The sequence below is a fragment of the Mesorhizobium norvegicum genome (assembly GCF_004919685.1).
In the GTDB taxonomy this organism is placed as follows: Bacteria; Pseudomonadota; Alphaproteobacteria; order Rhizobiales; family Rhizobiaceae; genus Mesorhizobium; species Mesorhizobium norvegicum.
In genome coordinates this window covers 103827-115960 of record NZ_SMYZ01000047.1, presented here as the reverse complement: position 1 = coordinate 115960, position 12134 = coordinate 103827, and the positions used below count along the sequence as shown (strand labels likewise).

Here is a 12134-nt window from a genome sequence, read left to right as displayed (position 1 = left end):
TGAGTTGGAGCCTGTTATGGATGCGCCGGGGGCCGCGTCATCGGAGAAGCCAGCGTGGCCATAGTATTGATATTTGTCGGAAATTTGGCCGCTACCGGCCGCTTCGGGACCAATCGACATGCCGCCAATAACATCTCCCGTCCCTCGATGTCGATTGGCCCTGGCTAACATCACTGAAGGCTCCGCAATCGCACCACCGCCTTCAATCCGCCCATGCCAGACCGTTCGAGCGCCAGGACGCCTCCATACTCGTTGACGAGGTCGGCGACAATGGCCAGCCCCAGACCTGTTCCGGGCTTTGTCTCGTCCAGACGCCGTCCGCGTTTCAGCGCCTCGCGCGCCTTGTCCTCGGGAATGCCTGGGCCGTCATCCTCGATGCTGATCTCGAACAGGCCGGCCGGATCGTCCTTGCCGGTCAAAGGCACGACCGAGACCAACACCGAACTCCTTGCCCATTTCATCGCGTTTTCGAGGAGATTGCCCAGCAATTCCTCAAGGTCCTCGCGCTCGCCGGCGAAGACGATCTCGGTCGCCGGCAGCGACAGCGACAGGTTTGTCTGCGGGTTGAGCTTCTGCAGAACCCGCACCATGCGCTGCACCAGCGGCGTCACCGGCGTGCGGTAGACGACGCTGTCGCGTTGCGCGGCGACGCGAGCGCGCTGGAGATAGTGCTCGACCTGCTTCTGCATGGAAGCGGCCTGTTCGGCGATCAGCTGTCCCTTGGCGCCGCCAAGCGCCCGGCCCTCGTTGAGCAGCACCGCCAGCGGCGTCTTCAACGAATGGGCGAGATTGCCGACCTGGGTTCGTGAGCGCTCGACGATGCGCCTGTTGTTTTCGATCAACGCATTGGTTTCGTTGGCAAGCGGTTCGATCTCGGCAGGGAACCGGCCGTCGAGCCTTTGCGCGGTGCCCTCGCGCACCATGGCAAGTGCGTTCCTGACCCGGCGTAGCGGCTGCAGGCCGAGCAGGATGGCGATCGCGTTGATGGCGATCATGCCGACGCCGAACAGGCTGAGATAGGTCAGCAGGCGGCGCTGGAAGGTGGCAATTTCCTGTTCAAGTTCGCTCTGATTGCCCATGACGCGGAAACGCGCGGCGCGGTTCTTGGCGTCGAGAACGAATTCGCTCTCGAACACTTCGAGTTGTTCGCCATCGATGCCTTCGGCTGCATAGCTGCGCTGGAAGCTGGCGTTGAACGGCACATCGGCGACACCAGGCGATGGGATCGTCGTGGTCATCGACGACGAGTGAAGATCGCCATGCACGCCTTCCGAGGCGGGCTCAACCGACCAGTACCAGCCCGAATTCGGCTCCGAGAACCGGAGGTCGCCGAGGTCGGGCGCGCCGGTGAGCGCACCGCTGTCGGAAATACCGATGGAGCCGATCAGATTGAACAGATGCGCCGAAAGCAGGCTGTCGAAGCCGCGCTCGCTGGCCTGACGGTAGAGCGTGGTGATGAGAGTGAAAATGATAACGAGCGTCACGATCGCCCAGACCGTGGAAAAGGCGATGACGCGGAACGTCAGCGAACGCGGCCACAAACGCAGCGAAAGCGGCGTCCTTGCGGTTGGTTTGAGCGGTTCCGAGTTACGCCTCCGGCTCACGCATGCGGTAGCCCATGCCGCGCACGGTTTCGATCATGTCGATGCCCATCTTCTTGCGCAGCCGCCCGACAAAGACCTCGATGGTGTTGGAATCACGGTCGAAATCCTGGTCATAGAGATGCTCGACCAGTTCGGTCCGCGAGACGACCTCGCCCATATGGTGCATCAGATAGGCAAGCAGGCGGAATTCGTGCGACGTCAGTTTCAGCGGCACGCCGTCGACATCGGCCTTGGAGGCCTTGGTGTCGAGGCGCAGCGGCCCGCAGGTCAGTTCGGACGACGCATGGCCGGCAGCGCGCCGGATCAGGGCCCGTAGCCTCGCCAGCACCTCCTCGATGTGGAACGGCTTGGTGACATAGTCGTCGGCGCCGGCATCGATGCCGGAAACCTTGTCGCTCCAGCGGTCGCGCGCCGTCAGGATCAGCACCGGCATCTTGCGGCCGCCGCGCCGCCAGCGCTCGACCACGCTGATGCCGTCCATCTGCGGCAGGCCGATGTCGAGCACCACGGCATCGTAGGGCTCGGTGTCGCCGAGGAAATGGCCTTCCTCGCCGTCGAAGGCGCGGTCGACGACATAGCCGGCATCGACCAGCGCATCCGATATCTGCCGATTGAGATCCTTGTCATCTTCGACGACGAGTACGCGCATGCGGAGTTCGATACCTGTTGAAGGACTAGGGTCAGATATAGGCCGATTCCGGCGGCCTGGGAAACCGAGGTCTGTAAGACGGAAGATTGGGTCAGTTCAGCGGAACGACGATTTCGGAACGGCGCGGACGTTGTCCGTCCTTGCCCGGAACGAGCACGACGATGACGCAGACAGGCTGGCCGCCGCGTGTCGATTGCGAGGCCTTGGCCAGCGTTCCGCCATTCTGTTCGGCCACCTGCTGGCCGATCGCGTAGCAGTCGGACGCCGCCAGCAGGATCGGGCTGGCCTGGTCGGGCGCGATGACCGGCACCGCCATCGCCTGCGACACAAACAGCCCGGCAGCACAGAGCGCCAGTGTCGCGGTTCGGAAGTGGGAGCGGAGCGTTTTCATGGTCGGCGTTGTAACGCATCGGTGCTGAACGTGAAATGAACGGTGAACGCCGCTGAAAACATCCTCGCCACACCCCTGCAATGCGAGACCACCGATCGGGGATTTCGCCGCCCAACCAGGCAAAATCCAGGAAACGACAGTCTAGCCCCCGTTTCGACCATATTGAAACCACATCAGGCATTTTCCTGCGTTATCGCGCGAAAGCGCAGCAGCCCATGATGGACGAGCAGATCCTCGTCATGGCGGGCCTCGGCGAATTCCAGCACGAGGCGTGTCTGTCGGCGCGAACCGATGACCAGCACCGCGTCGGCGAGGCGCGCCTTTATGCTGTCCATGATGGCATGCGTTTCGGCGTTGCCATGGGCCTTCGACCAGACATGCAGCGTGACCAGCTGATCGGCGTCGTTCTGGACGCCGGTGTCCCAGTCGAAGGCACTGGTCTGGCCACAGGTCACGTGGGGAAAGGCGGCATTGTCGGCTGGCTGTTCGAGCAATCCGGCGCCGCCAAGCAGCGCCGACAGCGATGCGTCGCTTCTCAGTCTCTGGAACAATGCCTGCTGCAAATCGCCGGACGCGGTCATTTGTCGTTTCCCCTCGTCTGTCAGGCCTCGAGCAGGCCTTTTGCGCTACCGGCAATTCGCGCGCAACCTAGCCGCACCGTCAATCCTGCGCCAGATCACACGGGTCATCTCGTCCGGATCATGAACGCCAGTGATGTCGAAAATACCACCCTGCTATGAACAGATTGCCAAGCCCGCCACCCTTGTAGCCGATCTGATCACCCCGGATCCGGATATTGCTGGAGCGCTCGCCGGCAAAGAGCCAGCAGGGCCATGTCGGAATTCCTCGGACCAAGGATCGAAATTCCGAACGGCAGTCCCTCCACCTCCGCGATCGGCATCGAAATCTGCGGCAGACCACTCAGCCCAGCCGAACAAAGCATCGAAATCGACCGGCTGCGATAGGCCTCCAGAGCCTCTCCCGCCATGCCCAGCGGTAAGGCAACTGAAGGGGCGGTCGGGAAAACCAGTGCGGTTCCTGAGCCAACCAGTGACGACAAGTGTTCCCGTACGACCGCTTTCTCGGCAAGAGCGGTTTCGTAGTCGGAGATCGGCACCCCCTCGGCCCAGTCGAAGCGCTGCCGCACCCCCTCGCCGAGGACCGGGCGATGCTCGGTGATCCAGGCGCCGTGGTCGGCCCAGGCTTCGTAGGCCTGGATAGCGCGAAAGATTGGCCGCCAGGCATCGAAGCCATCCGGCGCGACCCGGACCTCACCGGCAATGTCGATGATCCGGAACAGCCGCTCGAGCACGTCTTCGAAGACGCGGCGCTCCGCGTAGCCCAGCACGTAACTGGCGATGTCCGTTGCCACGACGAGGCGGGTGATAGGCGGCGGAATGGTGTCCTCCGGCAGCAGCAGCCGGGCCACGGCCTCGTAGACATCGACGTCGCGCGCGAACCAGCCGACAGTATCGAAGCTGCGCGCCAGGGGCTGCAGCCCAACTGTGTCGATGCGGCCATGCGTCGGCCGCAGGCCGATCAGCCCGCAATAGGAGGCGGGCAGCCTGATCGACCCTCCGGTATCGGTGCCGAGCGCTATATCGGCGAGGCCGGCCGCCACCGCGGCGACCGAACCCGACGACGACCCGCCCGGAATGCGGCCCGGTGCGCGCGGGTTCACCGGCGTGCCGTAATGCGGGTTCTCGCCATTCATCGAATAGGCGAACTCGTCGGTGTGGGTCTTGCCGATAAATCGGGCGCCGGCATCCAGCAATGTCTGGACCACTGGCGCCGTGTCGGGCTTGCCGCCGCTCCAGTCGCGCCGCAGCGGATGGCCGCCGCCGGTGGGATAGCCCGCGACGTCGTAGAGATCCTTCACCGCCAGGGTCAGGCCGGCGAGCGGTCCACTTTCCGCCGAAACAATCGGGATTGGCGGGTAATCCACGAAGGCCCCGACAGGATCATTCCGCAACAGCATCGATACATCCTACTAAAATTTTTGCTTCAGGCCCGCGGACGACGGCACATCAACGAAACTCCAGAATTGTGGGATTCTTGATCAACCATCACCGCCGATATCCATATTTGGAAACCGATAGGCTCGCAAACTGAAATTTTAGTGTTTGTATATGAAAAAATAATACACAATAAAAACAGCACATTAAATGTATCTCAGCGTATCAAACTCTGAAAATTGGCAAAAATCGGCTTGATCGCATCGGGAGTTGGTGCTTAGCCTAGGGTCGTCGATCCCACGGCAAAGGGCACGGAAATGGCTGCAAACGAAGATGACGATGACGTTGTGATCGATGCTTCGGCACGCCGGAGTCGCGCCGAATTCGTGTTCGAAGCGCTGCTGAAGACGATCGTGCGGGTCGACCGCCGGCCGGGCGATCTGCTGCTCAAGGACGACATCGCCAGGGAGCTCGGTGTGTCGCGACAGCCGGTGACCGATGCGATCAACCGCCTGGCTGGGCTGGGGCTCGTCACGGTGATCCCGCAGGTCAATTCCTACGTTTCGCGCATCTCACCGGCCGACGTGATCGAAAGTTCGTTCCTGCGTAGCGCCGTCGAGGCGCAAGTCGTGCATGAACTCGCATCCCATCCGAAAACCGCGATGGTGGCAGCGCTGCGCAACCAATTGCTGGAACAGATCCAGCTTGTGGCCGCCGGCGACGTCGACGGTTTCCACGACGCGGATGACGCCTTCCACCGCATGCTGGCGGAACTCGCCGGCTTGCCGGGCCTCTGGGACCAGATCGCGGCGGCACGGCTGCACCTGGTACGCGTGCGCCGGCTCGGCCTGCCCCGCCCCGGTCGTCTCGCCATCTCCTATGCCGAGCACTCGATGGTGGTCGACGAGATCGAGGCCGGACGGCCGCGCAAGGCAGCAAACACCATCGCCCATCACATTCGCTACAACGAAGGCGAACTGCGACGGCTTCAGAAGGACCTGCCGCAATATTTTCTTTGAAAAACTGCAGCGGAATCAACCGCTCAGGGGAACTATACGGAGAACACTCGTGACCAGACCGTCTCGCCTTCGTCCACTCGCACTTGCTTTGTTGCTGTCGGCCGCGCCCATGGCGGTCGTCGCCGCCGACATGCCACCGGAAGCCGCCGAATTGATGGTGCCGCTGCCCTTGTCGCCGACCGGCCAGCCCGTGGTCGGCTTCCCGGATGGCGCACCGGCCAGCCCCGCTGCCTCATTGACCTTTACCACGGACGAGTTGGCGAAGCTCAAGGCCGGCAATTTCACCGCCGGCATCGCCATGCAAGCGATGGACTCGCCCTGGAACACTTTGCAGGTCGAGGCGCTGAAGAAGACGCTCGATGAATACGGCATCAAGGTCGTCGCGGTCACCGACGCCAAGCAGGCGCCGACCGCCCAGGCCGACCAGCTCGAAGGCATGATCGCCCAGAAGGTCAATCTGATCTTCTCGGTGCCGATCGACCCCAAGGGCCAGGCCGATACCTACAAGCGGGTCTCCGAAAGCGGCGTAAAGATCGTGTTCATGGACAATGTCGCCTACGGCATGGCCCCGGGCAAGGACTACGTCACCGTGGTCGCATCCGACAACGAGCAGAACGCGGTGTTTGCCACCGACGAGATGATCAAGGCGATCGGCGGCAAGGGCGAAGTCGGCCTTATGACCTACATCCAGGAATCCTACTATTCGATCGCGGCACGCGTTGCCGGTTTCGAGAAGTCGGTCGCCGCCCATCCCGGCGTCACCGTGGCGGCACGCGAGAAATTCACCCAGCCGCGCGAGGCCTATGACAAGGCGGTCGCCATGCTGACCGCGCATCCAGATATCAAGGGCATCTTCGCGGTGTGGGGCGACCCGGCCATGCAGACGCTGGCCGGCGCCGAGTCGCTCGGCCGCACCGATCTCGTCGTCACCACAAACGATCTCGGCCCGGACAGCGCGCTCTACATCGCCCGCGACCAGATCATCGCCATCGGTGCGCAACTGCCTTACGATCTCGGCATAGCCGAAGCCCAGGCAGGTGCTGCCGCCCTGCTCGGCAAGCAGGTGCCGCCTTACATCTCGCTGCCCTCGCTGCGGGTGAAGAAGGCCAATCTTCTGTCGGCCCTCAAGCAGGTGACCAAACAGGATGTGCCGGAAGATGTCGTCAAGGCCTGTGCCGGCGCCTGCTACTGATCTCGATCCCGGGCGGCGGGCCGACCTGCCGCCCATATCGCCTCTTTCAGGAACCGCCATGTCCGCTGCCGACAATCCCCTGCCCACGCTGGTTTCCATGCGTGGCATCGTCAAGCGGTTCGGCGCCAACATCGTGCTGCGCAACGTCGATTTCGAGGTCCGGGCCGGCGAAGTCCACGCGTTGCTCGGCGAGAACGGCGCCGGCAAGTCCACATTGATGAAAGTGCTGCTTGGCATTCACGCGCCCGACGAAGGCACGATCCTGGTGCGCGGCGAACCGTTGGCCTCCATTTCGACGCGCGCGCGCCTCGAAGCCGGCGTGGCGATGATCTTCCAGGAATTGAGCCTGGTGCCGGCGATGAGCGTCGCCGACAATCTGTTTCTTGGCCGCGAGCCGCTGCTGTTTGGCGGCCGCATCGACCGCCGTCGCATCCGGCGCGAGGCAGTGGAACTGATCGCCGGGCAAGGCTTTGCGCTCGATCCGGACGCGCTTATCGAAGACCTGCCGTTCGCGGCGCGCCAGCAGGTCGAAATCCTCAAGGCGTTGTCGCGCGGTGCTTCGGTGATCGTCATGGACGAACCGACATCCTCGCTCACCGTACGCGAGGAAGAGGTGTTGCATACCACCATCGCCCAGTTGCGCGGGGCCGGCATCGGTATCGTTTATATCAGCCATCGCATGTCGGAGATCTTTCGCGTCGCCGACCGGCTGAGCATCATCAAGGACGGTCAGATCCAGGGACCGTTTGCCACCGAGCAGATCACCATACCCGAAGTGTCGCGGCTGATGGCGCGGTCGGCCGCCGTCGTGGTGATGAAGCCGAAGGCACGGCGCGAACCGGGCGAAATCGTTCTCGAGGTCGTTGACCTCGGTACGGCGCGAAAACTGCGCGATGTCGGCCTAGCCTTGCGCGCCGGCGAGATTGTCGGCATCGCCGGCCTTGTCGGCAGCGGCCGCTCGACGCTCGCCAAGGCGCTGTTCGGGCTGATCCCGGATGCGCGCGGCGACGTACGGCTCAGCGGCCGCGAGATCGGCGCGTTGGCGACGCCGCCGCGCATCCGCGCCGGCATGGCGCTGGTGCCGGAGGACCGAAGGGCCGAAGGGCTGGTTGCCCAACACAGCCTGACCGCCAATGTGGCTCTGCCCAATCTGGCCGACCTGACATCGCGCTGGCCGGGCGTCCTGTCGTGGCGGCGCGAGACCGAGATGTTCCTCAAATTTCGCGATGCGCTGCACATCGCCTGCCGCGAGCCCGGTCAACCGGCTTCGGAGCTATCGGGCGGCAACCAGCAGAAGGTGGTGTTCGCAAAGTGGTTTGCCAGTAATCCAAAACTGCTGATCCTCGACGAGCCGACGGCAGGCGTCGACGTCAACGCCAAGGCGGAAATGCGGGCGCTGGTGCTGCGGGCCGCCGAAAAGGGCATGGCGGTGCTGCTGATCACCTCTGAACTCGATGAACTGGCCGGTCTCGCCGACCGGCTGATCTATATGGTCGACGGCCGGCTGGTGCCGGGCGAGGCCACACCGCGCGGCGAGGAAGAAATCCGCACCGTGCTGCAACAGCTCGCCATTACACACGAGGCCGCATGACCAACTCCACCCTCACCCGGGGCCTCACCCCGAGCCCGATCCCGGCCATGGCGGCCGCCAGACGGGCATTCGGCTGGCAGAAGGCGAAACGCCTGGCTCGCGACCACATTACCTTCATCGTCTTCGGACTGATCACGCTGTTTTTCATCCTGCACGCGCCCAACTTCGCCTCACTGGCGACAGCGAACGCCATCGGCCGCATCACCGCAGTGGTGTCGATCATGGCGGTGGGCATGACCATGGTGATCATGTGTCGCGAGATCGACCTGTCGGTCGGCGCGCTGGCCAGCCTTTCGGCCATGGTCGGCGCCATGCTGATGCAGACCGGCATCACGCCGTGGCTGTCGATCCCGGTCATGACGGCCTTCGGGGCGCTGGTCGGACTGATCAACGGCCTGATCGTCACCCGATTGCGCATCCCCTCCTTCCTGGTGACGCTGGGCATGCTCAGCATCCTGTCCGGTACGGCACTCACGCTTACCGATTCGCTGCCGGTGCCGATCGGCGACCGAACGCTTGGCAAGATCATGGCCAACGGCACGCTGATCGGCCTGCCGGCAGCGGTGTGGTGGACGGTGGTGTTCGCGCTGGCCGGCATCTATGTGCTGCATCTGTCGGTGATCGGCCGGCAGATGGCGGCGACCGGCGGCAACGAAGCAGCGGCACGGTTTTCCGGCATCGACGTCGACCGCGCCAAGGTGGTGGCCTTTGCCATCTGTGGCGCCTGCGCCTCCTTCGCCGGCTACATGCTGGCGGCACGCGCTTCGGCCGGCAACCCTAGTGTCGGCGTCGGACTCGAGCTCAACGTCATTGCCGCGGTGATCATCGGCGGCACCAGCCTGTTCGGCGGCCGCGGCTCGGTGGTCGGCTCGGTGATCGGCGCCATCTTCATCGGCATCCTTGCCTTCGGCCTGGTGGTGATCGGCCTTTCGACGACCATCCAGGAGATCGTCAAGGGCGTCATCATCATCCTTGCCGTCTCGCTGAACCGGAGATGACAGCCATGACCGCGCAAACCGGGCTGCCGATCGACGGCAAAATGTATATTGGCGGCCGCTGGACATCAGGTCGGGCGACGCGCACCACTGCCGTCTACAGCCCGGCGACGGAGGAGCTGGTCGGCACCGTGCCGGAAGGTGTCGCCGGCGACGCCGAAGATGCGCTGAGAGCGGCCCGTCTTGCCCAGCCAGCCTGGGCGGCACTGCCGCCGATCGAACGCGCCCGAATGCTGCGCCGTCTCTGCGCCTTGCTGGAGCGCGATCGCGAAAACATTGCCCGGCTGATCACGCTGGAACAGGGCAAGCCGATCGCCCAGGCGCGTGGCGAAGTCGGCGGCGCCATCGGCTTCATCGAATTTGCCGCCGACAATGCCAGGCGTATCGAAGGCGACATCATCCCGTCCGATGCGGCCGGCGAGGAGATCTGGATCCGGCGCGTGCCCTACGGCGTTGTGGTGGGTCTGACCGCCTGGAACTATCCGGTGGCGCTGGCCGGCAGGAAGCTCGGCCCGGCGCTGGCGACCGGCAACACCATCGTGCTCAAGTCGCACGAACTAACGCCGCTTTCCCTGCTTGAGATCGGCCGACTCTGCGAGGAGGCCGGCATTCCCGCCGGTGTCGTCAACATCGTCAGCGGCAACGGGCGTGAAATTGGCAAGGCGCTGGTGCGCAGTCCGCACTCGGACCTCGTCACCATGACCGGCAGCGTGCGCGCCGGGCGCGAGATCTATGCCGCTGCCGCCGAAAGCCTCAAGGTCATTCGCCTGGAACTGGGTGGCAAGGCGCCATTCATTGTCATGGACGATGCCGACATCGATGCGGCCGTGGATGCCGCGATCATCGCGCGCTTCACCAATTGCGGCCAGATCTGCACCTGCAACGAGCGCATGTATCTGCACGAGACCATCGCCGACCGGTTCCTCGACAGTTTCGTCGCGCAGGCAGCGGCACTGCGGATCGGCAACCCGCTGGACGCGGTCGATCTGGGCCCCAAGATCAGCCGGCCCGAACTCGAAAAGGTCGAAGCCATGGTGGCCGAGGCCGTGCGAGGCGGCGCGGAGCTGCTGACCGGCGGCCGTCGCCCGAAGGGAGATGGCTTTGCCAGAGGGCATTGGTTCGAGCCCACGGTGCTGATGGCGCCCTCGAATGCGGCGGCCATCATGCAGCAGGAGATTTTTGGGCCGGTCGTGCCGGTCATGCGCGTCGCCGATTTCGACGAAGCGCTGCGGCTGGCCAACGAGTCCGAATTCGGCCTCTCCGCCTATCTGTTCACCGGTAGCCTCAGCCGTGTCATGCGCTTCAATCGCGAAAGCGCCTTAGGCGAACTCTACATCAACCGCACCTGCGGCGAGATGGTCCAGGGCTTTCATTCCGGCTGGAAAAACTCAGGCCTCGGCGGCGAGGACGGCAAATATGGTTTCGATGCCTATTTGCGCAAGAAGACCGCCTATGTCGCGGCTTGAGGCCGTTGAATATCCGCGTTGTGCTGGCCTTGCCAGTCAGCGGCTATGATGCGGGCAAGCGGAGCGTGAACGTGGGCAGCCAGCTCGCTATCTTGTGGCTTCCGTAACGAGCATTTCGCACGGCCCCGGCCATCCTGAAATGGATCCGGAAACACAGGCGAAGCAGGATTCGCAAAGGCAGCCGTCCGGCTCAGCCAGCCCACAAGAAACTATCGCAATCTCTGCAACTAGTATCGGGCTCGGCCGCCCGACATATCGAAAACAGCGCCGGTGTTGAACGCACTGGCATCTGAGCAAAGCCACACCACGAGCGCCGCTACCTCGTTCGGATCGCCGAGCCGCTTCAACGGACTTGCCGATATCATCGAGTCGACGGTCTCATTGCCGAGATCCCGGATAAGGCGAGTATCGATCGGACCCGGAGCGATGCAGTTGACGCGAATATCGGTATCGCTGACCTCACGCGACAGCGCTTTGGTAAAAGCGATGACACCGGCGCTGGCTGCGGAATAGGCCGCAAGGCTCGGCAGTCCCTCTTTCCCAGCAAGGGATCCCATGTTGACAATACGACCCTTGCCGGCTCGTCGCATAAGCGGGAGCACCCGATGAGTTACTTCGAACGTGCCAAGGAGGTTGACCTGCAAGATTCGCTGCCATTCTGCCGGTTCGAATTCCTCGAACGGCTTATAGCTACCCAGCCACCCCGCGTTGTTCACGAGAATGTCGATCCCGCCGTCGCCCATGATGGTTAGCGCTTGCATGACGCTATCACGTTTCGTCACGTCCACTGAAAGAGAGCGTGTGCCTTCAAGCTCGACAGGCTCAATATCCCAGATCCAAACGTCCGCTCCGCTCAACGCGAGCTTACCAGCTATCGCGCGACCGATACCACGGGCGCCACCTGTGACGATGGCTGTTCGGCCCACAAAGTCATACGTCACCGACATCATCACCTCCATGAAACGCCAGTGCTTTGTATATTTAGCGCCGCATCATGAATGAAGTCGAGGAGAACAGATGGAGCCTAGCGTCAGAAGACGGCACTCCGAGTCGCGCGATCGTCAGGCGGTCAAGAAAGGCTAATGAGCCAAATTCACAGTTACCGATTTCGTCTGGATGAAGCTGTCCCATCATTTACTCCAGGGAAACTCCCAGCCTTGGCCGCTATGCCTGTAGCCACCATGTGACTGACCGAATGGCAGGCCGGGTCCTTGATTGACTTGAACCAGTCTGCCTGGCGATCTGGACAGTTTCGGGCGCGTCCCGGGTGCG

General features: G+C 63.2%; 11 protein-coding genes. 5 read left to right on the top strand and 6 right to left on the bottom strand.

What is annotated here, in order from left to right; genetic code table 11:
- Positions 1-170 precede the first annotated feature (170 nt).
- From FCU66_RS20085 to FCU66_RS20065, 5 genes are all read right to left on the bottom strand, one after another.
- Positions 171-1604 (bottom strand): ATP-binding protein, encoded by a 1434-nt coding sequence (locus tag FCU66_RS20085; RefSeq protein ID WP_136622296.1) that lies wholly within the window; start codon positions 1602-1604, stop codon positions 171-173.
- Positions 1588-2253 (bottom strand): response regulator transcription factor, encoded by a 666-nt coding sequence (locus tag FCU66_RS20080; protein ID WP_023812809.1) that lies wholly within the window; start codon positions 2251-2253, stop codon positions 1588-1590. Before FCU66_RS20080 ends, FCU66_RS20085 begins: the two co-directional genes overlap by 17 nt.
- Positions 2254-2344: 91 nt before the next feature.
- On the bottom strand, positions 2345-2644 hold the full coding sequence (locus FCU66_RS20075) for a hypothetical protein (RefSeq protein ID WP_136622295.1): 300 nt from the start codon (positions 2642-2644) through the stop codon (positions 2345-2347).
- A 173-nt stretch (positions 2645-2817) separates the two neighbouring features.
- Positions 2818-3225, bottom strand: coding sequence for a DUF3168 domain-containing protein (locus FCU66_RS20070; protein ID WP_136622294.1), 408 nt, complete (start codon positions 3223-3225; stop codon positions 2818-2820).
- Between the two features lie 197 nt (positions 3226-3422).
- Positions 3423-4622 (bottom strand): amidase, encoded by a 1200-nt coding sequence (locus tag FCU66_RS20065; RefSeq protein WP_136622293.1) that lies wholly within the window; start codon positions 4620-4622, stop codon positions 3423-3425.
- A 294-nt stretch (positions 4623-4916) separates the two neighbouring features.
- Here FCU66_RS20065 and FCU66_RS20060 point away from each other — a divergent pair, with 294 nt between their 5' ends.
- The 5 genes from FCU66_RS20060 to FCU66_RS20040 are packed head-to-tail and all read left to right on the top strand — an operon-like array spanning position 4917 to position 10862.
- Positions 4917-5618 (top strand): GntR family transcriptional regulator, encoded by a 702-nt coding sequence (locus FCU66_RS20060; protein WP_136622292.1) that lies wholly within the window; start codon positions 4917-4919, stop codon positions 5616-5618.
- A 49-nt stretch (positions 5619-5667) separates the two neighbouring features.
- Positions 5668-6810 carry a substrate-binding domain-containing protein gene (locus FCU66_RS20055; protein WP_168992197.1) on the top strand — a complete coding sequence of 381 codons (1143 nt, stop codon included), beginning with the start codon at positions 5668-5670 and terminating at the stop codon, positions 6808-6810.
- A gap of 58 nt (positions 6811-6868) precedes the next feature.
- On the top strand, positions 6869-8401 hold the full coding sequence (locus FCU66_RS20050) for a sugar ABC transporter ATP-binding protein (RefSeq protein ID WP_168992260.1): 1533 nt from the start codon (positions 6869-6871) through the stop codon (positions 8399-8401).
- Positions 8398-9399: an ABC transporter permease gene (locus tag FCU66_RS20045; protein ID WP_136617562.1), complete on the top strand. Its 1002-nt coding sequence runs from the start codon at positions 8398-8400 to the stop codon at positions 9397-9399. Before FCU66_RS20050 ends, FCU66_RS20045 begins: the two co-directional genes overlap by 4 nt.
- A 5-nt stretch (positions 9400-9404) precedes the next feature.
- The gene (locus tag FCU66_RS20040; RefSeq protein WP_246093966.1) at positions 9405-10862 is read left to right on the top strand and encodes an aldehyde dehydrogenase family protein; all 1458 of its coding nucleotides are present in this window, start codon (positions 9405-9407) and stop codon (positions 10860-10862) included.
- A 227-nt stretch (positions 10863-11089) separates the two neighbouring features.
- On the opposite strand, the gene FCU66_RS20035 is transcribed toward FCU66_RS20040, so the two are convergent.
- Positions 11090-11809, bottom strand: a complete 720-nt coding sequence (locus FCU66_RS20035; protein ID WP_246093965.1) for an SDR family NAD(P)-dependent oxidoreductase — start codon at positions 11807-11809, stop codon at positions 11090-11092.
- Positions 11810-12134 lie beyond the last annotated feature (325 nt).